Here is a 25,654-nt window from a genome sequence, read left to right on the forward strand (position 1 = left end):
TCTCTCTGGTGGGGTATTACACCAATGCCCTGACAGAGAGTAAAAGAATACAGGGTATGCATATCATGAGAATGACAAAAGAATTACGTGCTGAGGTATTTCGGCTTAAACAATCAGGCATCGGTTATAAACGGATAGCCGATATGACTAATTTGAATTTGAGCACGGTCAAAAGCGCCTGTAAGCGGTCGGGGTTATTTGCTGATAATCCCGAGCATGTCGCGATGTTTGAGATACCAGAGAAGCAATACAGCACCGCACTTATCGTGCCCAAGCCCTTACCAGTGCAGAGGCGCATTACGGGAGATAAGCAGACCGACGCCTATTTGTGGGTGTTGGAGGTTATCAATACCGGCGAACCGGGACATATTGCGGCGGCAGAGGAAGCTTTGCACAAACTGACTATCTCCCCCAAAGATGCTCGTGATAATTACACTCGTTATTTAGAAGCGAATGGCGCCGGGTGGACTGCTGGCTTTTCCACACTAATGATGGGGGACCCACAGCATTATATAGACCGAGCCAGAACACAATATTCCCGCGCAGCAGAGGTCAGGGGTACATTCGGCAGTTATGAGGCAGCTCTGGAGCCTACTAGAGCAGAACAACTAATGGAGGTGGCCTATGGCGATATCTATGATGATGATTTTGGCTGGACACCTGAGGAAAAAAAGAAGGGATGTGTTGAGGGTAAGCGAGTTACTGAGGTATGGGACCTGCGAGCGCAAGCGTCAAAGGGTTTCGCTGGGGTTTTACCAGAGCCTCATACACTGTCTGATGTTGTAAGAGAATTTCAGTATTGGCAATGGTTATATACGGTGCGTAATGCTGCTTGCAAAGAAATGGACCCTGGTGGATATGGTTATGATTGCGACGGCCCTATATCAGACCGTGAAACCTATCTTGATAAGAAGCTTGAAATCATCCGTCCTCGCCATCAACGAGAGGCACTGGATGTATTGAAATGGTATTTGCAAAGTGAGCGACATCAGGATTTTATTGGCTCAAATAGTGATGCGGTATATCTGAATTTGATAGGAGTGCATGAGTGCGTATAGGGGATGCGTTGATGGATAATTAAATAATAGCATTAACATCGTCTAATACGTTGCTATTGTGGTCGATATTGACGCTATTATCTTAGTTATCGTTACGAGTTATGGTAATATATCTACATAGCTAATCAATATAAATAGTGAGTCGTATATTAAATACGGCTCGCTTTTTTATTGGGTAACGTTCAGAGATTCAGAGGGGTATCCATAAATATGCGTGATATTCAATTGGTATTAGAACGCTGGGGCGGTTGGGCAGCAAATGAAGATAGTGGTGTTGGTTACTCCCCCATTGCCGCAGGGTTTAAAGGCCTGCTACCCAGTACCACAAAATCACGATTGTCGTGCTGTGATAATGATGGTCTGCTTGTGGATTCAGCTGTTGGGAGGCTTAAGAAAGCAGGGCGAGACGAAGACTATGAGCTGATTGAGCAGCACTACAAAAAAGGGATATCAAAATCAGCAATAGCAAGGAAACAGAGATGCTCTGAGGGGAAAATCAGACTCAAGCTTATGATGGCAGAAACCTTTGTTGACGCTTGTCTGATTATGGCGGGTGCCAGGTTAGAAATGGATGAGTGGACCTATAAAACTGATATCGAAAAAATTGCATAAAAAGGCTATTCGTTACGAGTTTTACCTATTACTCTGCTAAGAGTGGTTACTTTGTCACGTAGCTTACACAATTAAAAAGACCTCGCTTCGGCGGGGCTTTGTCGTTTATAGGGCTTACATTAGTAGGGTGAATGTTCTGAAAAGTAACCTTGCTGATGGTGTGTTTATAAATTGATGCGTAGAATCTACTCCAACCGCCACTAGCTCAGCTGGATAGAGCCGATAACCATTATTGTTGTAGGTGCGAGGTGCGAGACCTCGGTGGCGGGCCAATTTCAGCCCTTGAGTTAATCGCTCTGGTTTTTGTCATTTTGTGATGCATGACAACTATAAGCATGGTTATGTTTACTCTTTGTTTATAATTACAATGTTAATTATATGGTGCTGTGATAGTTACCTTGGTGCATGGATTGCATTATCGTTGGTACGGTTACAGGGTTAGCTATCACAGCACCAAATTCAAAGCCTCGGTTAATCGCCGGGCTTTTCTACATGTGTGATTATCCCGTATGTAGAATCTGCCAACAAAGAGTAAGCCTGCATTCACATGGGTACTGGATTGGTTAATCCGATCGTTGTGAAACAGTATCCAGCCGAATGTTGATTATTGGGTGCAAAAAAAACCCTTACCACCGTTTATCTTGGTAAGGGGTGCAAATAGGCGAACACCAGGGAAATCTTTACTGCCAGATATCATATGATTGTTTTATTTAATTAATGTGACTTAAGTCAAATTGAATAGATAAGCTAATAAAATTCATAAAGATATACTTAATAATACGCATTCGTAATAGTGACTTTTATAAACTATCCAATCGCATTAATGGTTTCATAAGCTAGAGTTAATGTATAACCAACTAGCCAGTACCACGGGCAGGCCCCCGTAACGATACTCCTTTTATTAAGCCCTGACTCTAACCGGTCAGGGCTTTTTGCATTCTACATTCGCATGGGTACTTGAAAGAGCCTGAATCTTTCCATCCTCCGAGGCTTGGACGAGGCAGTATCCAGCCGAATGTGGTGAATGCGCATGCTAAAGCGCCGCAATACTGGAGATGAAGTGACCGTGCAGGCTGGCAAAACTCCAGCAGACGGTCTGCAAGGGAGAGTGTAAACCCACTCCCTAATAAACGGAGTAGCGCAGTGAGAATCTGACATAGCCGAGATCAGCGCCGGCCACCACAGAAGTACATTGAAAGGTATGCGGTCAGCACATTGGTAGATGTTGACGCCGGAACTGCAACCGGCTTCAAATTATAGTTAACGGCATGAAAACGTTAAGGTACGTTAACGCTCACTTTGGTGGGCCTTTTGTATTTTGAGGGTATACGGCCAGCAGATTGCTTTGTATTGATCCTGAAATGTAACCATAACTGTAATAATTTGAGCAACCTAAGCACATTCAGTGGTTTATTGGTAAGAAAGATAATCTGTACAAGAAATAACCTACACTGAATGGGGAATTTTAACTTTGAGGTTTTTATGATCCCTAAGGGATATAGCTTAAATGCTACATGCGATTACGTAAGTAGGTTAATCGGCGAAGCTGTTATTAAATTTCGCGTAAGTGGAGAAAATATCGACTTGAATAATTTAGTACAACATTTCAAGTCTGAATTTTTACAAGAGCAAAATGAAGAACGTAAATTTTATTTGAGTTTAGCTATTGGAATGCTTTCTGTAGATTAGTTATCAATAGAAATCAGATTTTTCGGTAAGCATCTTTGGTTTTTTCATGTCAAATATCCTGTTAATTTAAAGTTAATTAGAGTTATCTTCATTGAATTGCACGATTTTCATAATATTGTCCGAGATTCTCATTGCTTCCTACTCATTTAGGCGTAGGGTTGAACTCACAACGATTTACCCCTGTTGTATGTGACTTTAGAGGATTTGGCCCGCTTCGTAGGGGCATTTTTTTGTTTATATATTAAAATATTACGCCATTAGCTCATCAGGATAGAGCGCCAGCTTTCTAAGCTGACGGTGCGTGGTTCAAGTCCGCGATGGCGTACCAAATTTTAGCCCTAGCTTAACCGCTGGGGCTTTTTCGTTTTAGCCCATCAGTCACCCAATCAACTCCACACACACTATTAACAGATGAGTGGCTGCACTGATGGGCTAAATTCCTTAACTACACGCCCAGCCCGTCCGGGAGGGGGAGATATGAAAATGCATAACAACCCTGACCTTATGGACATCATTACCCGATGGATAGCCGCACATCGTCCCGAGTTGGGCTATGGCGGGATCGCTGGGATTATCGCCTGGTTACGTGGCCGGTATAACGAGAAGCCATGGCGTAGATGTTTTTTGGATGCACTGATGTGTGCTGCGATAGCTTTTGCGGTGCGTGACCTACTTAATTTCTTCGGGTTATCGACCGACCTCGCATACCTTTCAAGCGTAATTATTGGTTATCTCGGCACGGATTATTTATCCAGCTTGTTCAAGTGGAAGGTAACGGGCCGGCCGATTGAAGAAGGGAAGAGTAATGACAAGTAATTTCAGATTCAGCCAGCGGAGTGAGGGTAATCTCAAAGGCGTTAATGCTGACTTGGTGAGAGTGGTTCGCCGCGCTCTGGAGCTATCGACGGTTGATTTCGGTGTTATCGAAGGGGTGCGCACTGTAGCGCGGCAAGAGCAGCTATACGCTCAGGGAAGAACAGTGGACGGTAAGATTGTCACTTGGACAATGAAATCCAAGCATATTGATGGCAATGCTGTTGATTTATTGCCGGTAACGGGCTGGGACAACTTGTCTTCTTTTAAAGCCGTGTCCAAAGCGATGTTTCAAGCTGCCAGTGAGCTGGGTGTGAAAATTACTTGGGGTGCCGATTGGAACGGAAACGGCATTCAAGAGAAGGGAGAAACGGATAGTCCTCACTTCGAGATATCCGCATGAAAGAAACCCTATTGAGATTGATAGCCGTCGCACTGACGATTTCAGTTTTAGTCGGCGGCGGGTACTGGTGGGGTAGCGATAGTAAAAATTCGGAATGGTCTCTCAGATGGACTGAACGCGATAAATCAGACGTGACGGCAGAGCTGGTCGCCAGAAAGAGCGCCACCGAAAAAGAGGCTCAACTTCAGGCTGCCCAGTCAGCCGGATTAAAGGCATATCAACAAGGGGTAGTCGATGCTGAGAACAAAGCAAAAGGCACTATTGCTGCTTACCGTGCTGGCAATCTCAAGCTGCAAAAGCGTTTCGAATGTCTCGCCGCTTCAGTTGGGGATATGCCCGTTACTCCCGCCAGTGGACAGCTCACTGATGCAGCCAGAGACTGCGGATTTTCAGACGCAGATGTCGGGTTTCTTATTTCAATCGCTGAACGAGCCGACAAGCTAGTCGAGAAACTTACTGCGCTACAAAAGGTTGTCACTGACGACCGACGAATAATTAACGATGCCCGATCACAGTAGGGATTCAAAATTGAAATCTAAGATAGTTATTAATTTAATCGACACTGTTTTCCTGTTGCTGCTGGGTTACGGACTATGGCAACCAGAAAGCGCCTTATTAAATATTGCTCAAGCTTATTCATGGTTGTTAATACTACTCTCGCTGATCTTAATGGCTATTGCCATTGGGATTATTATTGCCATATATGCTGTCACCGGCGAACAGAAACAAACGCTGGTAGATTATTTGGGCAAGATATTTAAGCCATCAGATAAATCAAAATTTAAAAAGGTAATGGGCTGGATGCGGTTCATTGCTGTTATTTCGTGCATGGCATACATCGGGTGGATCGTTACTTCAATTTTCTTCGCTGCTTCCTCTCTACTTTTTAGAGCGACAAGGTATATGGCGAGAGAAGTGATAAAGCTTCAAAACGCATAAACACCCATTGAGGGGGGGGGTAATGATGGATAGTCCGGGTTTGATTGCAGAACAACTGGCGGGTGATAGGCTGAGTTTCCAGATATTACAGGTAGAAGCTCAGCCAAGCGAAACCATCACAATCGACAAAGAATTATTTAAACAGCTTCTTCAGTTTGCTCTCAATAGCCCCGATTTTGCGAGTCAGATCACTAACATCGACGTTGATTTGACTACCGCACCGGCAAGTGAAGTGACGATGAGACTTAAGCCAAGCGTATTTCTTCTTCGTCTTGATGCCGCACTTAGGGCATGCGGGTAACTCAATTTCCTGATTATCGAGCATCGACATAGATATTCCCTTTTTGGTTGTGTGAGAACTCCCAAGATACCACCGCCGCCTGAGGTGGAGAAGTAACCAGGCACACAATCGCATGAGCATTACAGGTGGCATTCATTGAGTGCCATCGATAATGCGCAAACCAAAGTCACCTCGTTACCTCCGGCTCGCTGTGGGGGTAAATGCTGGTGGTTTTTCTATTTAGGGATAGATCATGGCAACTCTTAAGGATTTATCCAATCAGCTCCAGCAGATTAAAAAGCAAATTCCTTTTGCAGCAGCCCAGGCATTAACCAGTGTTGCTCGCCAGATTGCTGCTGCTCAAAAGGTGGGTATGCAGCGCAATCTGGATAATCCGACCCCTTTCACCGTGAGTTCTGTTGGCTCGTTTGGTGCTCGTAAAGACCGATTACAGGCCAAAGTATTTGTGCGTGATATTGCTGCCAGTTATCTCGAACCGTTCGAGTTTGGCGGTCAGCACAAGCTCAATGGTCAGGCGTTGCTCAACCCCAAAAACATAAAGCTGAATAAGTTCGGCAACTTAGCCCGTAATAAAACTCAGCAACTCAAAGCTAAAGAAAATGTCTTTGTAGGTGAGGTGAATGGCGTTAGTGGTTTCTTCCAGCGCAAGAAAGGCAAGAAGAGCAAAAAGGTTAAGAAGCGTCAGAAACGCTCTCCTAATGGCGTGCATCGCGCCAGAGAGAAGCAAAGAGCACCTAAGCTGCTGATACAGTTTGGTGACGCATTGGCAGTTAAACCCACGCTGGGATACTTCGACCGGGCGAATGCAATGGCACAGGCTTTGATGCCTGGTGCGTTAAGCCTGGCAATCGAGCAGGCACTTAAAACGGCTAAATAATTGAGTAAAGCTCCGATTATTATCGGAGCCAAATAGAGCTTTAACTTATTTGTTCAAACTTTGAATAGTTACAGCTCGAGCATATATAAACATCTCTTTGCACGCCCAACTCGCCAAACGTTGGATCTACCTCGGTTCGCTCTAATGCAAAAGTCATTTTTCCACACTTCGGGCATTTTCCTCCTGCAGTGGTATTTATTACAGCCTCAAGTGCTGCGACTCTAAGTTTCAAAGCTTCAACTTCGCTGGGAACTGACTGTAACTTTACCCACAGCGGTATTTTCTCAAGAAGAGTGTTTAACTCGGAGAGTATCCCCATGACTGACCTCATTAATAAAACTTTGGTTACAGAAACCGGTATTGCTCTGTGCAAGCCGGACATTTATTCCCTTAATGTGTTAACAAACGATTTGGGGAATAAATCATTATGCCTTCTTCATATGGGAACAAATATTGTTCAATTCGATGTTGATGATGATGTGCGAAAGAAGTTGATAGAAATGCTTTCTACATCTAGCGAATGTGGAGAGTTACTTGAACAGCGTGAGCGCGAAGTCGATGCGTGAAAAAAATGGGTCCCTCTCTCGGGATCTTATTACACGGGACATTGCGCGCCCCGTTCTGCGTCTAGCTTTCAACTTTTGAAATTTGGGTAACAGGTAACAACTGAGGTAACACATGAACCAGTCAGATTTTGCCAAACTTCACAATGTCAGTCGAAAGACGGTTACGGCGTGGAAGGCGCGTGGGTGGCTGGTTTTAGCGGGTGATGACATTGATGTCGAGGCATCAAATGCCAACATTGAGCGCTTTCGGAAAACTGTTACCCGACCAGAGAAAAAAGTTGCAGGTAACACGCAGGGTAACAAAGCAGGTAACAAGACGGGTAACAGAGCCAAAGGTAACAGATCAGGTAACAGACCTGATAAAGATCCGGTGGATTCTCCCGCAGACGTTGTGAAGAAAATGATTGCTGAAAGCGGCGTCGAGATGACAATCGATGAAGCCAGAGAAATGAAAGAAAACTTTCTGGCGCTGCTCACTCGGTTGGAATATGACATTAAATCAGGTCAGGTACTTCCTTACAAAGAGATGATTGAGGCGGTAGGAAGCGAATATTCACGTATGCGTACCCGCCTGATTGCCATCGCTCCCGAACATGGTCCCCGCTTGCGGGTGCTGGCCTCAACCACTAACGATGCGGAGTTTGTTGAAGCACTGCAAGAAGTGGTTTACGAGGCAATGGAGGAGCTAAGCCTTGATAACAATAACAACGGAGAGAGCAGTTGACCCAGTCGCTTGGCAAAACTTCTCTACGGAACTGCATCAACGACGCAAGAACGTAAAGCCACCCGAACCTCTATCATTGAGTGAGTGGGCCAATAAGCATGCGGTATTGTCAAAAGAGACCAGTGCACAGACTGGACGATTTCGCTCTTTTGCTTATCAGGATGGCATTATGGATGCAGTAACTGACCCACTGGTTACTCAGGTGTCCGTCATGAAATCTGCCCGAGTGGGTTACACCAAGATTTTGGATCATGTTATCGGCTATTACCTGGTACATGACCCTTCACCCATTTTAGTTGTGCAACCCCGTGTTGAAGATGCGGAGGATTACAGTAAGACTGAAATTTCTCCCATGCTCAGGGATACCCCTGTTCTCGCTGAGATATCCGGTGATCCGAAAGCCAAGAGCAGTAACCAGACCATCCTTAAAAAGCAGTTTCTCAACGGTTCTAATTTAACGCTGGTAGGGGCAAACAGTCCTGGTGGCTTCCGTCGTATAACTTGTCGAATCATTGCTTTTGATGAAGTTGATGGGTATCCGATAGCGGGGGCCGGTGTTGATGGTGATCAGATAGCCTTGGGTACCAAGCGTTCAGAGACATTCTGGAATAGAAAAATAATATTAGGATCAACCCCGACGGTTAAAGGAATTAGCCGCATTGAGAAGGCTTATGCTGAAAGTGATCAGCGTAAATATTATGTTCCATGCCCTCACTGTGGTGAGTTTCAAACGCTGGAATGGGGTGGGCCAACAACGCCATACGGAATTAAGTGGGATAAAGACTCTGACGGTAATGGATTACCCGATACCGCCTATTATGTTTGCTGCCATAACGGTTGTGTGATCCATCACAACGATAAAGCCGGAATGGTGAAAGCGGGAAGGTGGCAGGCAACTATGCCCTTTAAAGGGCATGCGGGTTTTCATATTTGGGCGGGATACAGTCTCTTCCCTAACGCGGCATGGAAGTATCTGGTTGCCGAGTGGTTGCGGGTAAAAGATGACCCTTTGATGCGCCAGACATTTATTAACCTTGTCTTGGGTGAACCCTATGAAGATCGCGGTGAAAAGGCGCTCAGTGAAAAAAGTCTGGCAGAACGTTGTGAGGTTTATTCCGCTGAAGTCCCTGATGGTGTTGCCGTCGTCACCGCCGGTATCGATACACAAGACGGACGACTTGAGATTGAGGTGGTGGGCTGGGGCCGGAATGAAGAAAGCTGGTCTATCGCTTATGACGTTATTGAGGGGGATTTAGAAACTGACGAACCCTGGCGTCGGCTTGATGCTTACCTGAAGCAGACATGGCGGAGAGCGGACGGGCGAGGTTTTACGATTATGGCTGCCTGTCACGACTCCGGCGGGCATCATACACAGAAAGTGTATGAGTTTTCCAAAGAGCGTATTGGACGGCGGATATGGGCGATAAAAGGCGAGTCGGCAAGAGGCGGTAAGCGTTCACCCATCTGGCCAACAAAGCGACCATCTTCTCGGTCAAAGTCTCAATTCAAGCCCATTATACTGGGTGTTAATGCTGCAAAAGACGCCATTCGTTCCCGTCTTCACATGGAGCAACCGGCGGCGGGAATCCCTTCTGCTGGGTATATGCACTACCCAGTTGAGCGTGATTTACACTATTTTAGCCAATTACTTGCAGAGCGCTCCGTTGTTAAAACGGCGGGCGGGCAACGTTATCGCGTTTGGGAATTATTGCCCGGGCGCGCAAATGAGGCATTAGATTGCCGGGTATACAGCTATGCAGCATTGAAAGGGTTGCTGCATTTTGGATTAAGTCTTAACCAATATGCTGACAGCCTTTTAAGTCATCCTGAAAAATTACTGCCTCCTTCTGACGTTACAGAAGACAAGCCCAACTTGCGTTTTCCGGGCGTCATTATTCCAGAGTCACAACCCACTACACCCAAAAGTAGAGCCAGAAGGCTGGCGTAAGGATATCCATGTTCAATGCAAACACTAGCCTACTGGCCGGTGCGATGAGTCGCGCCCAATTAGAAGAGGCATTAAACCGAGCGCAGCAAGCCTATATCGAATTATCGTCCGGCGCGAAGGGCGTTTCGTTCTCCTATGCGCAAGGGGATGGCACCCGATCGGTTACCTATCAGCAAACAGATATTGGGACACTCATGGGGTTCATTCAGCTTCTTCAGGCTCAGCTAGGCATCGTTAAGCGTCCACGCAGGGCGATAAGGTTTCGTTACTGATGAAAAACCCAGTAAGGATTTTAGGTCCTGACGGTAGCCCCTTGCCGCCATCCAAATCAAGGGCATCAATGTTGAGTGGTTCCCGAGGGGTTCCGTATGACGCTGCTGATTCATTCAGTGATTCTATGGCCAATTGGCAGCCGTCCTTGTGGTCACCGGATAACGAAATCAATACCTCCCGCGATCAGGTTGTTGCCCGCGTTCGCGACATGGTACGTAACGATGGTTGGGCATCGGGCAGCGTTACCCGCATTTTGGATAATGCCGTGGGTGCGTCTTTCCGGCCGCTTGCCAAGGTTGATTACCGGACTTTGGCACTGATGACCGGGAATCCTAAATTTGACGCAAAATGGGCTGATGAATATGGACGGGCCATTGAATCAGGCTGGCGAACGTGGGCGAATGATCCGAACCGGTATTGTGATGTGGAAAGGAAGAAAACAGTCGCCCAACTACTACGGCTTGGTTTTCGCCACAAACTGACTGACGGTGATGCGCTCTGTGTGATGCAATATCGACCTGACCGTCTGGGCTATGGGCGTGCGCAGTATGCCACGACCATGCAGATAATTGACCCGGATAGGTTAAGCAACCCTCAGCAAAATTTCGACATGCCGAATATTCGTGGTGGGGTAGAGATTGATGAGGATGGGGTGCCTATTGCTTATCACATCCGAAAAGCTCACATGGGCGACTGGTGGAGCGGTAAAGAAACCATGACCTGGGAGCGTATCCCGCGTGAAACTGACTGGGGTCGCCCAATCGTCATCCATGATTTTGATAGTGACCGGGCCTCCCAGCATCGGGGTATCAGTATTTTCACTCCCATCGTTCAGCGTCTTAAAATGCTGATTAAGTACGATGAGGTTGAGTTGCAGTCGTCAATCCTGAACTCCATTTTTGCCGCCTTTATCACATCACCTTATGACCCAAGTTTGGTAGCGGACGCCCTTGATACGGGTGAGGAAGTTAACCGATATCAAGACATGCGCCGCGAGTATCACGACGAAAAACGGCTGTCACTACAGGGTGGCGCACGTATTCCGATACTTGCACCCGGTGAGGAGATGACCACCCTTAACGCGGTTCGACCAACCAGTAACTTTGTTGCCTTTGAAAGCGCAGCGTTGCGGAACATCGCCGCGTCATTGGGGATTTCTACCCAACAACTGACACAGGACTGGTCAGATGTTAACTACAGCTCAGCCCGATCAGCAATGCTGGAAGCTTGGAAAACCCTGACCCGCCGTCGCGATGATTTTGCAACAGGCTTTGCCCAGCCAATATTGTCGTGTTTTATCGAAGAATTGCATGATTTAGGTGAGGTTCCCTTGCCTGATGGCGCACCTGATTTTCTCACAGCGAAAGCGGCATATTGCCGTGCTCAGTGGATGGGTCCCGGTCGTGGTTGGGTTGATCCGGTGGCTGAGAAGAAAGGGGCCATTCTTGGGATGGAGGCGGGGCTATCTACTCTCGAAATGGAAGCCGCTGAAAACGTGGGTGAAGACTGGGAGGAATTGCTGGATCAGCGTCAGCGAGAACGTGAGGCTTACATTGAGCGTGGATTGCCGATCCCTACATGGTTGCAAGCTGAAACCTTTGCACCCGATCAGCCTACAGCCAACCAACAACATAAACCGGAGGCACCTTGAATCTTCCACATTTAGCCCAGCGGCTATTTAACACCCCGCTGGCCCTTCATCCGCACAAGGCTGAAGTGGTTATGGCGGCATTGACTGACCGGTTCGGCCTGACGCGCATTCAGTCTAATGCCGATTGGGCCGATGAAGAGGATGATTTCTTTTCACGCAAGGGTCGTGATTGCGGTTATGACGTTATCGAGGGCGTGGCGGTCATTCCGATTCAGGGCACGTTGGTGCAAAAGTTAGGCACCTTGCGACCCTACAGCGGCATGACCGGCTATGACGGTATTCGCGCCAGCTTTCTGACTGCAATCAATGATGATGCGGTCAAGGGTATTTGCTTTGATATCGATTCACCGGGCGGTGAAGTCGCCGGTTGTTTTGATTTGGTCGATGAAATTTATGCCGCCCGAGGCGCTAAACCCATTTGGTCAATCCTGTCCGAAAATGCCTATTCAGCCGCTTATGCACTGGCCAGTGCCGCAGATCGGATTATCGTCCCGCGCACCGGGGGGGTTGGCTCTATCGGCGTCATCGTGATGCATGTTGACTGGTCGCAGCGCATAAAAAGCGATGGCGTACAGGTCACGATAATCACTTTTGGCAGCAGAAAAGCCGAATCAAATCCCTATGAAGCATTAAGCGAAGAGGCAAAGAAGGCCATTCAATCTGATGTTGACGAGATGGGCCGCTTGTTCGTGAGTACCGTTTCCCGCAATCGCGGGATAGCAGAGAGAACCATCAGAGACACCGAGGCGGCATGTTTCTTAGCGGCTGATGGTGTGCAGTTGGGGCTGGCTGATCAAGTCGCCCCGCCTGATGTCGCATTCCGCGATTTATTAACATTGGTTGGAGAAAAGTAATGACGAAAATTAAAGGTTTTACACACCTGTTTGGCCGGGGTGCCAAAGCAACAGAAGAGACCGAAGACGATAAGGACAAGGCCAAAAAAGCCAAAGGTCGTGAGGCTGAGGATGATAAAAAAGATCCTGATGCCGAAGAGAACGATGACGACCAAAACGATAACTCTGATGATCAGGACAATAAAGACCCTGATGCTGAAGACGACAGCGATGATGCTGACGCGGATGAAGGGAGTGACGATGACGGTGATGATGACACCGAAGACCGTAACGTTAAAAAGGGGCGTCGTGCTGAGCGTAACCGCTGTGCGCGTATTTTCGGTAGTAAGCATGCTACCGGGCGCGGTGATTTAGCGGTCTCCCTAGCACTCAATTCTGGCATGAGTTCCGCCGCCGTGATCCGGGTGCTTGCCTCCACTACCGCTACAGCACCGGCATCTGCCAGCGCTCCGCGCAAACGCTCGTTGGATGAACGGATGCAGGCAGTAGGTAATGCTCAACCCGGTCAGGACGCCGTTGCAGCATCAAAAGGTGCATCAATGGTCACTAGAATGACCAGTCTCTATGACTCAGCAAAAGGTAAAAAATAATGGATAACTTCGGCCAAAATGCGTTTCAGCCGGGAATGCGATCATCTTTGTTTGTTCCAGACCAACTGGTTGCCGGGCCATTGCAGTTGGTGACAGATACCGGCGTTATTGCTCAGGTAGATTTCATACACTTACGCGGTACCGTGATGGGTAAAATCAAGGCATCAAGCGAGTACGTCAAGTCTGTTAAGAGCGCCACCGATGGCAGTGAGGTACCTGTAGCCATCCTGGTGGATAACGTAGATACCACAACTGCCGCCCAGCGCGGTGGCGTTTACCTGATGGGGCAGTTTAATCAGAACAGTGTTATTCACGATGATTCGTGGACGCTTGCTGAATTAAAAACGGCACTGCGTTCGTATTCAATCTTCCTCGAAGACAGTATTCAAGCACCCGTTTAAAACCTCATTTTCTTAATTTGCACCCAATGCTATTCATCTGGCAGGGGTTTGCTCGTCTTCAATCTTTGTCTGGCGGCTCTGGCTGCCAGCAAATTAAAAGAGATATTACATGAATATTTACGATACCAATGTGCTGGTGAGTCTGGTTCCCAACCTGAAAACAAGCCAGAACTGGTTACTCGATCGCTTCTTTCCCAATGTGGTGACCTATGAAACCGAAGAGGTTTCCATTGATGTTGATATTGGTAAACGTCGTATGTCTCCTTTCGTTTCCCCGTTAGTTGAAGGGAAGCTGGTGGAGAGCCGCAAGTATCAAACCAATACCTTCAAACCCGCTTATATCAAAGACAAGCGCGCGCCTGACTTGCGTAAACCGATCCGCCGCCAGATGGGGGAGCGCATTGGTGGGGAATACACCGCCGCAGAGCGCGAAATGTTAAACATCCAGTTTGAAATGGAAGACCAGATCGACATGCTTAACCGTCGTCTGGAATGGATGGCCGCCAGTGCGCTGACTAAATCTCAGATTACCGTGGTGGGGGATGGGTTCCCGACCACGGTCATTGATTTTGGTCGTTCCAGTAACCTGACCATTACATTGAGTGGGTCAGATAAATGGCCATTATCTGTGGCTGCCGGTGCAACAAATACTCAGCCCTCCGATGATATTGAAGACTGGCAAACGCTTATGTTGAAAGAGTCAGGATCGGTGGCCACTGACCTGGTATTTACTACCTCCTCATGGAAAGCGTTCCGTCTGGATACCACTATTAAAGACAATGCCATCGTATTCCCGGCATTAAGTCCCTTTGGTAATCAGGTTGATGCGGGGCCGCGCGTCAATAAAGGCGCGGTTTATAAAGGTCGCTGGGGTAACTTTGATCTGTGGCTGTATAACGACTGGTTTATTGACCCGCTGGACGGCATTGAAAAGCCGATGATCCCAGATGGCGCAGTATTAATGTCAGGTGCTGACCTGATGGGGACTCGCGCCTTTGGTCTCATTCTAGACCCTGCGTTTAATTACGGTCCAATGGCTTTCGCACCAAAGTCATGGATTATGCCCGACCCGGCACAGCGTTACCTGTTGATGCAATCTGCTCCACTGGTAATTCCAAGCCGAGTAAATGCCTCACTCTGTGCGACGGTGGTGTGATATGACAAAACCAGCAAAGCAACAACCGACTATCAATGAACTGGGCGGAAATCCGCCCGAGTTCGCGGATGATGATTCGACGGACGACGCTGACGAGTTGGAGGTTGTTGTCGTAAAAGGCCAGACTCTGCGCCATAGCGGGGAAACTCATGTGGAGAATAGCCGTTTATTCCTGCTGCATGATGATGCTGAACGGCTGATTAGCCTGGGCGTGGTTGCTGATGTGAAAGCATTATGGCAGCAGGCGGCTAGCACTATTGGCCCCTCAATCACTGTCGATGATGGTGTGAAGATAAATCGAGGTGGCTGATGGGTGTCAACTGGGATCAGCATCTTCTTGCCCCCCTACAAGCGGTATTTGGTGACCCGGTTGATTACCGGCCTGCTGGTGGTAAGCCAACTTATACCATCAGCGGCATCTTTGATCGGGCCTATACCACCATTGACCCGCTGGATGATGGCAGCACCATTAATACCACCAATCCCGTTTTAGGGGTTAGGGACAGTGAGTTTCGTTCACCACCTAAACAGGGGGACCGGGTATTTATTGGCATCGTTGCTAATGAACCGGTCAATACCTTGTTTGCTGTAGCAGATGTTCAGCCAGACAGTCACGGCGGCAGTAAACTCATTCTTAATCGGGTGAAACCATGAATACAGCGCAAGTCAGGAAATTGGTTGTTGATGCCATCATCGGAAATACTGACGCGGGAAACCGCGTCTACTCCCCGCGTGACTGGCCAACCACTGAGGAGATGTATCCGGTTATCTTGGTGCAAACCCTTATCGAGGAAAAACAGTCATTAGGCCGCAACGCCCCGCAGTTCAACACCATTACCACCGTGCGTATCACTGGCCGGTTGCAGGAGCTTGACGGCGAAAATGAGAATGATGGGGCGAATAAGGCAGAGCTGGCGCTCGAACGGTTGCGAGAACAAATTGAGCGGGCGGTGATAAACAGTTATGACCTCACTCGCCAGATACAGCAATTTGCCAAAGTGCGTTCAACCATTGATCTGGGCTCGGGTGGTGAAGGCCATCTGGCTCAATTATTGATGGAACTGGATATCGAGTATTACCAGGGGCCGGAAGATTTCTACCCCATCGTGGGTGACCCGCTGCTGGGTATCGATATCACTATAGCCATGCCAGACGGCACCACCGAACCTGTGGTTTCAATAGACCTTTCGGAGTAAATCCCATGCATGTTAAACCCGTAGCCGGTCGCGCTGTACGTGACCCGGTTAAGGGCACCTTTTTGCCTGAATCCGGCTCTGAGGTTCCCGATAATTCATTTTGGCGTCGTCGCTTAAACGACGGTGATGTGGTGCGCGAACAGCCTAAAGAGGCTAAACCTGCGCCAGAAGCAACCAAAGCGGAGAAAACCAAATAATGACTATTCCCTTTACTAATATTCCGAGCAATCTTCGGACACCGCTTTTCTTCGCTGAATTTGATAACTCTCAGGCGAACACGGCAACAACGACCCAGCGCACGCTAATCATCGGTCAGATGCTGGATTCCAGTACGCTGCCTGCTGATGTACCGGTGCTGGTCTCCTCAGCGGCCACCGTGGCGGGGCAGTGTGGTGCAGGCTCCATGCTGCATGGTCAGATGGCAGCATATCTGGCGAATGATACCGCCGGAGAGATCTACATTTTGCCGTTGAGTGATGCCACCGCAATGGTTGCTGCAACAGGTAAAATCACAGTTACCACTCAGGCATCCGCGACTGGAGTTATCTCTTTGTATATCGCCGGTATTCGCGTACAGGTTGCAGTCGTGGCAACGGATGAAGTTGCTGCGGTTGCCACTGCTTTAACGGCCGCAATCAATACGACTGCATCTCTACCGGTCACGGCAGCGGCTGTAGATGCAGTGATCACACTCACCGCCAAAAACAAAGGCGCACACGGTAACACCCTTGATTTACGGCTGAACTATTTGGGTAGCGCCGGTGGCGAAACAACGCCAGATAGCCTGGTACTGACATTTACACCCATGGCGGGCGGCGCGGGCGCACCTGAACTGGATGATGCCCTGGCTAATTTGCAGGATCGGACCTTTGATTTCATTATCAATCCGTACACGGATACGGCTTCGTTGAATAAAATCAAAGAGTTTCTGTCAGACAGTACCGGTCGCTGGAGCTATGCAGAGCAGTTGTACGGTCACAGCTTTGCTGCTCAATCGGGGACTTATGGCCAACTGACAGCCGCAGGCGAATTGCGTAATGATCAGCATGCTTCTCTGTTGGGAGTAAATGGCTCGCCAACACCGAGTTATATCTGGTCAGCGGCTTATGTTGGCGCTATTGCGCAAAGTCTGCGTAACGACCCCGGACGCCCGTTACAAACTTTGGCAATCAGTGGTGTACTGGCTCCCCCGCTGGCCAGCCGCTTTACCCTGACCGAGCGTAATAACCTGCTGCACAGTGGGATCTCTACCGTGACAGTTACCGACGATGGCACAGTACAGGTAGAAAACATCATCACCACCTATCAAAAGAACAAGTATGGCTCGGAAGATGACAGCTATTTGCAGATTGAGACTTTGTTCTTATTGATGTTTGTCACTCGCTACCTACGAACTCAGGTGACCTCGAAGTTTGCTCGCATGAAGTTGGCTGCCGATGGTACCCGCTTTGCCCCAGGCTCGGCCATCATCACGCCGAATATTATTCGTGCCGAGCTGATTGCTCAGTATCAGACACTGGAATTTAATGGCTATGTGCAGGATGCCAAAGGGTTTGCCAAGGGATTGATTGTCAAAAAGAGCGCCAGCAACCCTAATCGAGTTGATGTGCTGTGGACGGGAGTCCTGATCAATCAGTTGCGTATCTTCGCCGTTCTTAACCAATTCCGCCTTCAGGCATCCGCATAAGGACTCATTATCATGGGTGATACATCCAATCGCCTCGCGGGGACAGCGTATGTCACCGTTGACGGCCTGACTATCATGGTTGCGGGGCAATTCAAATACAGCCCCTCAAAATACAAGCGTGAAACCCTGACGGGAATGGATGGGGTGCACGGTTACAAAGAAACCTTTAATGCCCCGTTTATTTCCTGCCAAATCCGTGACAGTGGCGGCACGTCGATCAGCGATTTTAACGATCAGACCAATGTCAATATTGTCTGTGAGCTGGCCAATGGTAAAACGATTATCGGCAGTGGTATGTGGTCGGTAAATACCCAAGAAGTGGATAGCACTGAAGCGACTGCTGATATTCGCTGGGAAGGGGGTTCTGTATCGGTGACGGAGAACTAAGATGTCTGAATTAGAACGCACTAAAACAATTACGTTGGTTAAGCCTATTTCTCATGAAGCCACTAAAACCACTTATGAGGCTATCGAACTCAGTGAACCGATATTGATTCAGGTTCAGCAGTTTTATGACGAGCAAGCCAAATCAGGGGCACTCAGTGCGATGGGGTTACTCATTTCTTTGGTGTCTAATGTACCGCGTGAAGCCATCAAAAAAATGGCTTTCACCGACTACAAAGCCTGTGAGGTCTACATGATGAGTTTTTTAGCCTACTCCCCCCAGGCGGAGAATGGGGTAACGAACTAGCGGATGTGACTTATTACTATGGGTGGGGGCCAGCAGATGCCTGGTCCCTGACCTATAGCCGATTACAGTGGTGGTATCAGCAGGCGGTCAGAATTAACAATGTGAAGGCGGGGAAAAATGGGTAATGCATTTGATTTTGAACTGACCGCGACAGATCAGGCGTCGGCCTCCATTCAGCGTATCGAAGAGGCCGTTAAAAATCTCATTCCTGATCTGGATAAAACCCGTGATGGACTTAAATTAGGGGGGCAAGAATCGGTTGAAGGTATTGATGACCTCAATGCTCGCCTAAAGGGAATGGGGCAGTTTGCGCGTGAAGGTGTGCAGTTTGTCGGTGATATGGTGCCCCCGCTAAAAATGGTTGGTGAGATTGGCAGCAAGGTCCTCAGGTTTGGTGCGCTTGGCGCTGTTGGCTATATTGGCGTCAAAGCCGCCCAGGGGTTAAGTGCGGCTGCTGATTCAGCCTATTCGCTTGATGTGGCGGCCAAAAATGCCGGTATGTCAGTTGAAAATTTTAGCCGTGTTAGCGGTGCTATGCAGATATTAGGGGTAGATAGCGACTCCGCCCGTCAATCTGTTGAGGGTCTGTACAAGACGTTTAATGACCCTTTATGGGCACGCAATGACACGACACAAGCGTTGCTTGCTCAAAATGGGATTGTCATTGAGCGCCTCAAAGATGGCACGGCAGATGTTTATAAAACACTGGATAATGTTGCCAAGATATTCCCTAAACTTTCCCCACAAACTCAAAAGACTTTGGCTGATGCTTTAGGGTTTGATGCTCCTATGTTGGTCTTAATGCGGGAAGGTGTCAGGTACAAAGAATTACTGGCTAAATCGGATAGTTTTGGCTTAACGGTTGACCCCAAGATTAATGCGCAACTGGTTGAATTGAATGCTCAGTTAAAGGAGGCCAGCGCCGCGCTTGATGGGTTGATGACCAAAGGAAAAATATGGGCAGCCCAAAAACTTTTACCTGATGAAAATATGGTCAAGGGAAGTGCTGCAACTCAGCTTCATGATATGAAGATGCGCGAGAACGATGATGAAAACTCGTTTGCACATGGTGATAAACAGAAAGACATTCTTCATCGGGCGCGAGTAGACGATAAATTCAAAGAGACATTATCGTTTAAAGAGAAAGCCTATTTAACGTTTGGATATCCAGATAAGGATTTTACCCAAAAATTAAATGATCAGTACGGTGCGGATTGGGAAGCGCAGGAAAAGAAACGGCTTGAGATAGAAAAGCAAAAAAACGTCGCTCCCGTTAAATCACCCTACCTACTCCCCGGCGAAGATCAGCAGCAAGTGAGACTAAAACAGTTAGAGTCACAGTATAACCTCCCTTCAACCTTGCTTGATCGGGTCTACCTGAATGAATCTAACCGAGGTAAAAATCTACTATCACCCAAAGGTGCTGAGGGGCCATTCCAATTTATGCCAGCGACAGGCAGAGACTACGGATTAAATACGCGGGAAGACCGCATGGACTTTAATAAGTCCAGTGAGGCTGCGGCTAAGTATTTGGCCGACCTACTCAAAGATTTTGATGGTAATGTGAATCAAGCCGTTGCGTCCTATAACTGGGGGCAGGGGAATGTCAAAAAGCATGGGTTGGGAAAAGCCCCTGCTGAAACGCGTAACTATCTCCAGAAGATTATGCCGGGGTTACCCGCTATTCATCCCCAACCAGGCGAGTTAAATACCGGCACCTCTGATATCAACGCGCTACCGCCAACATCCATAAATGCATCCCAGCAAAGTGGGCGAGACAATAATGATATCACCCAAGGTATTGGTGGAGATAAGTCAGAAATTGAAATTACGCTGATCACTGATAAAACAGGGGAGCGTCAGAAAATAATTGCGCCAAAGGGGGCAAAAATATCAACATCAATGAGTTACCCGGCGTAATAAAGTACAACCATCAACCTCGCTTCTGGCGGGGTTTTTTATTTTCAGGGGGCGTAAATGTCACTGATCAGCAATGCACTTTCTGATTTATTAGGTACTGGTGGTGATAGTTGGCAATGGTCTGAACACCTGCATCCCGCCTCTTTCCGTGGTGTTCCTTTTGCTGTATTAACTGCTGAGGGTGTTTTTGGCCGGCGCCAGGCCATTCATGAATATCCTTATCGAGATACTGCATGGATTGAAGACTTGGGACGAGCAACTCGCCGCCTGACTATCCGTGGTTTTCTTATTCAGAGTAGTGGCCTTTATAACGCGCCTGACGTCATGACCCAGCGTGATTCACTGATTGCTGCCTGTGAAATGCCGGATGCGGGAACATTAGTACACCCAACGCTGGGTGAAATGACGGTCAGTATTCCTGAAAGTGGTCTTCGTCTGAATGAAGGGGCTGAGTCAGGGCGCGTTTTTGAATTTACGCTGACCATCATTGAATCAGGCTTGCGGGTATTTTCTGTTACCAGTTCAGCAGATGCCGTTTCGTCTATTCAGTCGTCATGGTTTGGGCTGGCCTCCAAATCTGTTGCGACATTTATCGCCACAGTAAAAGGTGAGATCCGTTCTGTCACTCAAACCATCAGAACGCTGAAAAGTACGGCGGCATTCTGGGTCAATATGGTGAATTCAACGACTAGCGAAGCAACAAATCTTGGCAATGTGCTCCGCTCAACGCTAGGTCGGGATCGCTATGGTCGTTTTAATCACGGTACTGTTGGGGGGAGCGTATCAGGGGCCACGGCATCCGTAAGCACGCAGAGTGACACGACGAACCTGTCCGCGCTGGTGGCTCAACGAATGGCTGTTTCAGTCGAGGGGCGGGCCTCACTTGTTGCTGCTAGCGATGCATTGAAAGAGGCTGCGACGGTAGAGGAACATGCCAACGCTGTTCTTGCTGTCGTGAATGCCATCTTGGCCAGCGGAGCCAGCACCCTTGATTTAATCCGCATGATGCAAGAATTAACGGAAGTTGATGACAACACTTTTCGACCTAACCCCAGTGACAGCAATACCGCAGCCGCCAGCTACCAACTCATTATTGTGTTGTGCGCCGGTGCGATGGTGTTTGCTGCTTCGCAATATCAACCTGAAAGCTACGACGATGCGGTCGATATATTGACGCGGGTCTGTGATGTTGTAGACCGCGCGGCGCTTTCTGCGGCTGACAGGGGTAATGACGAGGTATACCAGGCACTAAACGACCTACGCGGTTCAATCGTCACGCTGTTACAGCAGACCGGCGCGAACCTGTCTCGTGTTGAGACCGTCAATTTTAACCGATCATTACCCGCGCTTAATCTTGCTAATCGGCTATATCAGGATGCACGACGGGGTGACGCGCTGGTGAAAATGGCTAATCCCATTCACCCGGCATTTATGCCAGTCCGATTTAAGGCGCTGAACTCATGAGTGATGATCTGACGCTACGCATTGGCAATAAGCTGATTTCCGGTTGGGATAATATACGGGTCACTCGCAGCATAGAAAGGTTACCCAGCGATTTCAGTCTGTCATTGATGGACCTTTATCCGGGGAGTAACAATCAACGGTGGGTTAACCCTGGAGACGCTTGTGTCGTTAATTTGGGTGATGATGTTGTTCTGACAGGCTACATAGACCGTTGGGCACCGATGATCAGTCGTAATCGCCGCGAAGTGAGGGCAACGGGACGGAGTAAGTGCCAGGACTTGGTTGATTGCTCCGCAGAGTGGCCAAACAATGTGATCAGCCAATCGACAGCGCTACAGATAGCCCAACGGTTAGCGATGCCCTACGACATTACAGTGTCCAGTGATGTTACCGACCTCGATATTGTTCCCCAATTTACATTGAACTGGGGGGAGTCCTCTCAGGAAATTATTGACCGCATTACTCGCTGGGCGGCATTGCTGTATTACGATCTACCCGATGGCAGCTTATATCTAACTCGGGTGGGGACGCGAAAAGCAGCCAGCGGGGTAGCACAGGGCATCAATATCGAAGACGCTGCCTATAACTCAGGAATGGACCAACGCTTTTCTGACTATATCGGCGTTTCGATGTCTGTTAGCCAACTTCAAGAGCAGGTTCAGGATGCGGGATACGGTTCAGTTACGTTAGCTCGCAGTCGCGATCCCGAAGCAGCCCAAATGCGCTATCGAAACCGCATTATCATTGTTGAAAGTACCATGAAAGCACTAAAACTGGCTCAGCAATGTATTGATTGGGAAATGAACCGCCGTTATGGCCGATCTAAAGAGCTGTTGGTGACGGTCGATAGCTGGCGGGATAAAGACGGAAAACTGTGGGAACCTAACACTCTGATCCCCATTGATTTACCTATTTTTGGTCTAAAAGATGAACTTTGGTTGTTATCTGAGGTGACCTACCTCAAAGACGATCACGGCACTGCTGCGCAAATGGTCCTGATGCCTCCCGAAGCCTTTACCGTCCAACCTTATCAGTTTTATTCAAATCTTATGGAGTTAAACCAACGATGAGTGAATCAGGGCAATTCGCCAAATTATACCGCCAAATAAAAATGATGATCGGGGTAGGGCGCGTCACGGGCAGCAATGATGGTGGCACAGTTCAAACAGTCCAATATCAAACACCGCTTGAAGTGCGTGATGATACGCCGAGATTGGCTGAATTTGGTTTTTCATCGGGGCTTCCCGCCAATACTGATGTGGTTATTGGTTTTCTGGGAGGTGACCGATCAAGCGCAGTCATTATTGGCTCAAATCATCAGTCTTTTCGCCACACCGGACTCAATACGGGTGAAACGGTGATTTATTCGCAATGGGGGCAATACGTCAAGTTAACTGAAACAGGGATTATTATTGAAGCCAATGGCCAGCCGATCACGGTCAATAATGCCACGGAGGTGACGATTAATGCTTCGGAAAAAGTGAGGCTAAATACCCCACTACTGGAAGTCAGCGGCGATATTGTCGATAACGCGGACAGCAATAGCACCACACTGAAAACCCTGCGCGAAGCCTATAACACCCACAATCACCAACTTAAAAATGTTCAGGGTGGCAGCTCGACATTAACCAGTGAAGTGACGGGCAAGGTGGTTGAATGACAACAGATATTAAAACAGTCTGGGAGCCGGACACGCTACTGGGCGACTGGCAAACCGGCGGCGGTGGGTTGCTGGATGGTGATGATTTAGAAACCGCTATTTTAATTAGCCTGTTCACGGACCGGTTGGCCCGTAGTGATGATGCTATCGATGGCGATGATCGCCGAGGGTGGTGGGGTGATACCGGATCAGAGTATCCGATAGGTTCCCGTTTGTGGTTGCTTCGCCGCGAAAAACTCACGACTAAAGTCGCATTAAAGGCTGAGGACTATGCTAATGAAGCTTTGGCCTGGTTGGTTGATGATGGTGTGGTGACCGTAATCAGTACCAATGCTCAGATAGTGTTTCCCAACCGAATCAATCTCATTATCAACTATCAACAACCGGCTAAAGCACAGGCTTCAGTTAAATTCTCATGGGTATGGGAGACTTAATACATGCCATTTAATCGCCCCACATTAAGCGAACTGCGCCAGCGCAACCTGTCTTATATTCAATCAGAACTCAAGACGGGCGGTAATTTATTGCGCTTCTCCAATATCGGTGTGATCAGTGATGCTGATGCCGGAATGGCGCATTTACATTATGGTTATCTGGATTATATCGCGCTGCAATCCACGCCTTATAATGCCACCGATGAATATCTCGCTGCATGGGCCGCATTGAAAGATGTGTTTCGCAAACCCGCTAACCCCGCCACCTGTCCTACCGTCGAGTTCAGTGGCACCGCAGGTCGTGTGATTCCCGCTGGTAGCCTGTTAAATCGGGCCGATGGTTACCAGTATCGTCTCGACCATGAGTTAACACTGGGGGCTGGTGGTACCGCCACCGGTTCAATCACTGCTGTACTCCCCAGTGTATTGGATGACACTACTGGCGGCGGTATCACGGGGAATGCGGATGCCGGAACGTCTCTTACACTCGACGTTGCAATTGATGGTGTCCTGTCTGTGTCCACCGCAACAGTTAAGATATCTGGCGGTGCTGATATTGAATCAGAAGATGCTTTTCGTTCTCGTATGTTGCTGGCCTATCAAAATACCCCTCAAGGTGGCAACGATACCGATTATCGAAATTGGGCGTTGGCCGTGCCTGGTGTGACACGTTGTTGGGTGAAGCGTCGATTACAGGGGGTAGGTACGGTTGGCATTTATATCATGTGCGATGGCAATGATTCAGGTGGTTTTCCGGTCGGGACTGACGGCGTGTCTCAGTTTGAGGAATGGGGTGCGGTAAAAGCGACCGGCGATCAGGGGCGGGTTGCAGATCATATCTATCCCTTACAGCCTATTATCGCCATCATTTATGTCTGTGCGCCGGTAGCAGCGCCCGTGAATTTTGTTATCAGTGGCATTCCTACGGCATCCAGTGAAACTACCGTAGCAATAAATACGGCTATTGATGAGGTGTTTTTTACTGAGGGTCAGCCAGGTGGGAAAATTCTTCTGTCGTCACTGCTGCTTGCCATCGGTGATATTGATGGAACCAGTGGTTTTATTCTTGATTCTCCAACGACAAATATTCAGCTTGAAACCGGCAAATTACCTGTCCGGGGCACGGTGACCTACTTATGAGTCGTTATTCTGTGAATGAATATACCGCAGCTCTTCAAGCGCTGATGCCGGGCGGTCTAGTTTGGCCCCGACAACTTAATGGGGTTCAAACCAGTACCTTGCGGGCACTGGCAAGATCCTATCAGCGCAGTGATGAAGATGCCCGCGATCTGCTTGATGCGGCTTTTCCATCTACAGCCACTGCAATGCTTCCTGAATGGGAAGCGACGCTCGGATTACCTGATTTATGCGCGATAGGTGAGATTGACAGCATGATTCAGCGCCAGCGGGCCGTGATATCTAAGCTGTTCGGCATTGGCGGCCAGTCAATGGCTTATTTTATTCGGGTTGCTGAGGCGCTAGGTTACACCATCTCAATAACCCAATATAGGCAGGCATGTGCGGGGATGTCCGTTTGTGGGGATGCTTTAAACGGTGACGAATGGCCTTTCACCTGGCTGATCACTGCGCCAGAAACCACGATTAATTATGCCCAATGCGGTTTAACTTATTGCAGTGATCCTCTGCGGTCGTGGGGAAACAAACAGCTTGAATGCCGATTAACCGTATTAAACCCTTCTCACACTATTCTTAAATTTGGCTACGTTAGCTAACTAATCAAAATCTA

General features: G+C 48.3%; 33 protein-coding genes and 1 tRNA gene. 33 read left to right on the plus strand and 1 reads right to left on the minus strand.

Annotation, left to right across the window (positions count from 1 at the left end):
• Nucleotides 1–65 precede the first annotated feature (65 nt).
• From V1956_RS10920 to V1956_RS10965, 10 genes are all read left to right on the plus strand, one after another.
• Nucleotides 66–1,058, plus strand: coding sequence for a hypothetical protein (locus tag V1956_RS10920; protein ID WP_442825094.1), 993 nt, complete (start codon nucleotides 66–68; stop codon nucleotides 1,056–1,058).
• A 210-nt stretch (nucleotides 1,059–1,268) separates the two neighbouring features.
• The gene (locus tag V1956_RS10925; RefSeq protein WP_442825095.1) at nucleotides 1,269–1,670 is read left to right on the plus strand and encodes an antiterminator Q family protein; all 402 of its coding nucleotides are present in this window, start codon (nucleotides 1,269–1,271) and stop codon (nucleotides 1,668–1,670) included.
• 1,482 nt (nucleotides 1,671–3,152) lie between these two features.
• Complete coding sequence (locus V1956_RS10930) at nucleotides 3,153–3,359, plus strand: hypothetical protein (RefSeq protein ID WP_420072123.1); 207 nt, start codon at nucleotides 3,153–3,155, stop codon at nucleotides 3,357–3,359.
• Nucleotides 3,360–3,610: 251 nt separating this feature from the next.
• Nucleotides 3,611–3,687: transfer RNA gene (locus V1956_RS10935), tRNA-Arg, on the plus strand.
• 149 nt (nucleotides 3,688–3,836) lie between these two features.
• The gene (locus V1956_RS10940) at nucleotides 3,837–4,175 is read left to right on the plus strand and encodes a phage holin, lambda family (RefSeq protein WP_442825096.1); all 339 of its coding nucleotides are present in this window, start codon (nucleotides 3,837–3,839) and stop codon (nucleotides 4,173–4,175) included.
• Nucleotides 4,165–4,575, plus strand: coding sequence for a M15 family metallopeptidase (locus V1956_RS10945; protein WP_442825097.1), 411 nt, complete (start codon nucleotides 4,165–4,167; stop codon nucleotides 4,573–4,575). The genes V1956_RS10940 and V1956_RS10945 overlap by 11 nt, the downstream gene beginning before the upstream one ends.
• Nucleotides 4,572–5,093 carry a DUF2514 family protein gene (locus V1956_RS10950; RefSeq protein ID WP_442825098.1) on the plus strand — a complete coding sequence of 174 codons (522 nt, stop codon included), beginning with the start codon at nucleotides 4,572–4,574 and terminating at the stop codon, nucleotides 5,091–5,093. Before V1956_RS10945 ends, V1956_RS10950 begins: the two co-directional genes overlap by 4 nt.
• 10 nt (nucleotides 5,094–5,103) lie before the next feature.
• Nucleotides 5,104–5,514, plus strand: a complete 411-nt coding sequence (locus V1956_RS10955) for a hypothetical protein (protein WP_442825099.1) — start codon at nucleotides 5,104–5,106, stop codon at nucleotides 5,512–5,514.
• Nucleotides 5,515–5,536: 22 nt separating this feature from the next.
• Nucleotides 5,537–5,815, plus strand: a complete 279-nt coding sequence (locus V1956_RS10960; protein WP_442825100.1) for a hypothetical protein — start codon at nucleotides 5,537–5,539, stop codon at nucleotides 5,813–5,815.
• A 232-nt stretch (nucleotides 5,816–6,047) separates the two neighbouring features.
• Nucleotides 6,048–6,692: a hypothetical protein gene (locus V1956_RS10965; protein ID WP_442825101.1), complete on the plus strand. Its 645-nt coding sequence runs from the start codon at nucleotides 6,048–6,050 to the stop codon at nucleotides 6,690–6,692.
• Between the two features lie 40 nt (nucleotides 6,693–6,732).
• Here the strand turns inward: V1956_RS10965 and V1956_RS10970 are convergent, their stop codons facing one another.
• A complete protein-coding gene (locus V1956_RS10970) occupies nucleotides 6,733–7,011 on the minus strand; it encodes a hypothetical protein (RefSeq protein ID WP_442825102.1) in 279 nt (92 codons plus the stop codon).
• Here V1956_RS10970 and V1956_RS10975 point away from each other — a divergent pair.
• The 23 genes from V1956_RS10975 (at nucleotide 7,010) to V1956_RS11085 (ending at nucleotide 25,640) form a co-directional block, all read left to right on the plus strand.
• Nucleotides 7,010–7,258: a hypothetical protein gene (locus tag V1956_RS10975; protein ID WP_442825103.1), complete on the plus strand. Its 249-nt coding sequence runs from the start codon at nucleotides 7,010–7,012 to the stop codon at nucleotides 7,256–7,258. The two genes, V1956_RS10970 and V1956_RS10975, sit on opposite strands and share 2 nt — an antisense overlap.
• A 112-nt stretch (nucleotides 7,259–7,370) precedes the next feature.
• A complete protein-coding gene (locus V1956_RS10980) occupies nucleotides 7,371–7,982 on the plus strand; it encodes a hypothetical protein (RefSeq protein ID WP_005278871.1) in 612 nt (203 codons plus the stop codon).
• Nucleotides 7,954–9,930 carry a phage terminase large subunit family protein gene (locus tag V1956_RS10985; RefSeq protein WP_442825802.1) on the plus strand — a complete coding sequence of 659 codons (1,977 nt, stop codon included), beginning with the start codon at nucleotides 7,954–7,956 and terminating at the stop codon, nucleotides 9,928–9,930. The genes V1956_RS10980 and V1956_RS10985 overlap by 29 nt, the downstream gene beginning before the upstream one ends.
• An 8-nt stretch (nucleotides 9,931–9,938) precedes the next feature.
• Nucleotides 9,939–10,202: a gpW family head-tail joining protein gene (gene gpW, locus V1956_RS10990; RefSeq protein WP_442825104.1), complete on the plus strand. Its 264-nt coding sequence runs from the start codon at nucleotides 9,939–9,941 to the stop codon at nucleotides 10,200–10,202.
• Nucleotides 10,202–11,854: a phage portal protein gene (locus V1956_RS10995; protein WP_442825105.1), complete on the plus strand. Its 1,653-nt coding sequence runs from the start codon at nucleotides 10,202–10,204 to the stop codon at nucleotides 11,852–11,854. The genes gpW and V1956_RS10995 overlap by 1 nt, the downstream gene beginning before the upstream one ends.
• Nucleotides 11,851–12,708, plus strand: coding sequence for a S49 family peptidase (locus V1956_RS11000; RefSeq protein WP_408576661.1), 858 nt, complete (start codon nucleotides 11,851–11,853; stop codon nucleotides 12,706–12,708). The genes V1956_RS10995 and V1956_RS11000 overlap by 4 nt, the downstream gene beginning before the upstream one ends.
• Nucleotides 12,708–13,298: a DNA primase gene (locus tag V1956_RS11005; RefSeq protein WP_442825106.1), complete on the plus strand. Its 591-nt coding sequence runs from the start codon at nucleotides 12,708–12,710 to the stop codon at nucleotides 13,296–13,298. Before V1956_RS11000 ends, V1956_RS11005 begins: the two co-directional genes overlap by 1 nt.
• Complete coding sequence (locus tag V1956_RS11010) at nucleotides 13,298–13,699, plus strand: head decoration protein (RefSeq protein WP_442825107.1); 402 nt, start codon at nucleotides 13,298–13,300, stop codon at nucleotides 13,697–13,699. Before V1956_RS11005 ends, V1956_RS11010 begins: the two co-directional genes overlap by 1 nt.
• A gap of 109 nt (nucleotides 13,700–13,808) precedes the next feature.
• Nucleotides 13,809–14,855: a major capsid protein gene (locus V1956_RS11015; RefSeq protein WP_442825108.1), complete on the plus strand. Its 1,047-nt coding sequence runs from the start codon at nucleotides 13,809–13,811 to the stop codon at nucleotides 14,853–14,855.
• 1 nt (nucleotide 14,856) lies between these two features.
• Nucleotides 14,857–15,165 (plus strand): hypothetical protein, encoded by a 309-nt coding sequence (locus tag V1956_RS11020; protein ID WP_442825109.1) that lies wholly within the window; start codon nucleotides 14,857–14,859, stop codon nucleotides 15,163–15,165.
• Nucleotides 15,165–15,509, plus strand: a complete 345-nt coding sequence (locus V1956_RS11025) for a head-tail joining protein (RefSeq protein ID WP_049678638.1) — start codon at nucleotides 15,165–15,167, stop codon at nucleotides 15,507–15,509. Before V1956_RS11020 ends, V1956_RS11025 begins: the two co-directional genes overlap by 1 nt.
• Entirely contained in the window at nucleotides 15,506–16,051 is a 546-nt protein-coding gene (locus V1956_RS11030) for an ATP-binding protein (RefSeq protein ID WP_442825110.1), read from the plus strand. The genes V1956_RS11025 and V1956_RS11030 overlap by 4 nt, the downstream gene beginning before the upstream one ends.
• 5 nt (nucleotides 16,052–16,056) lie before the next feature.
• Entirely contained in the window at nucleotides 16,057–16,248 is a 192-nt protein-coding gene (locus tag V1956_RS11035; protein ID WP_049525600.1) for a DUF2635 domain-containing protein, read from the plus strand.
• Nucleotides 16,248–17,738: a phage tail sheath subtilisin-like domain-containing protein gene (locus V1956_RS11040; RefSeq protein WP_442825111.1), complete on the plus strand. Its 1,491-nt coding sequence runs from the start codon at nucleotides 16,248–16,250 to the stop codon at nucleotides 17,736–17,738. The genes V1956_RS11035 and V1956_RS11040 overlap by 1 nt, the downstream gene beginning before the upstream one ends.
• 12 nt (nucleotides 17,739–17,750) lie before the next feature.
• Nucleotides 17,751–18,125, plus strand: coding sequence for a phage tail tube protein (locus V1956_RS11045; protein WP_050319427.1), 375 nt, complete (start codon nucleotides 17,751–17,753; stop codon nucleotides 18,123–18,125).
• Between the two features lies 1 nt (nucleotide 18,126).
• The gene (locus V1956_RS11050; protein WP_442825112.1) at nucleotides 18,127–18,429 is read left to right on the plus strand and encodes a phage tail assembly protein; all 303 of its coding nucleotides are present in this window, start codon (nucleotides 18,127–18,129) and stop codon (nucleotides 18,427–18,429) included.
• 117 nt (nucleotides 18,430–18,546) lie between these two features.
• Nucleotides 18,547–20,349 carry a lytic transglycosylase domain-containing protein gene (locus V1956_RS11055; RefSeq protein ID WP_442825113.1) on the plus strand — a complete coding sequence of 601 codons (1,803 nt, stop codon included), beginning with the start codon at nucleotides 18,547–18,549 and terminating at the stop codon, nucleotides 20,347–20,349.
• Between the two features lie 57 nt (nucleotides 20,350–20,406).
• The gene (locus tag V1956_RS11060; protein WP_442825114.1) at nucleotides 20,407–21,813 is read left to right on the plus strand and encodes a DNA circularization protein; all 1,407 of its coding nucleotides are present in this window, start codon (nucleotides 20,407–20,409) and stop codon (nucleotides 21,811–21,813) included.
• Entirely contained in the window at nucleotides 21,810–22,883 is a 1,074-nt protein-coding gene (locus tag V1956_RS11065; protein WP_442825115.1) for a phage baseplate assembly protein, read from the plus strand. Before V1956_RS11060 ends, V1956_RS11065 begins: the two co-directional genes overlap by 4 nt.
• The gene (locus V1956_RS11070; RefSeq protein ID WP_442825116.1) at nucleotides 22,880–23,473 is read left to right on the plus strand and encodes a phage baseplate assembly protein domain-containing protein; all 594 of its coding nucleotides are present in this window, start codon (nucleotides 22,880–22,882) and stop codon (nucleotides 23,471–23,473) included. Before V1956_RS11065 ends, V1956_RS11070 begins: the two co-directional genes overlap by 4 nt.
• A complete protein-coding gene (locus tag V1956_RS11075) occupies nucleotides 23,470–23,907 on the plus strand; it encodes a phage GP46 family protein (RefSeq protein WP_442825117.1) in 438 nt (145 codons plus the stop codon). The genes V1956_RS11070 and V1956_RS11075 overlap by 4 nt, the downstream gene beginning before the upstream one ends.
• Before the next feature lie 3 nt (nucleotides 23,908–23,910).
• Nucleotides 23,911–25,047, plus strand: coding sequence for a baseplate J/gp47 family protein (locus V1956_RS11080; protein WP_442825118.1), 1,137 nt, complete (start codon nucleotides 23,911–23,913; stop codon nucleotides 25,045–25,047).
• Nucleotides 25,044–25,640: a YmfQ family protein gene (locus V1956_RS11085; RefSeq protein WP_408576673.1), complete on the plus strand. Its 597-nt coding sequence runs from the start codon at nucleotides 25,044–25,046 to the stop codon at nucleotides 25,638–25,640. Before V1956_RS11080 ends, V1956_RS11085 begins: the two co-directional genes overlap by 4 nt.
• Nucleotides 25,641–25,654 lie beyond the last annotated feature (14 nt).

This window comes from Yersinia sp. 2540 StPb PI, assembly GCF_052217165.1.
GTDB lineage: Bacteria > Pseudomonadota > Gammaproteobacteria > Enterobacterales > Enterobacteriaceae > Yersinia > Yersinia enterocolitica_E.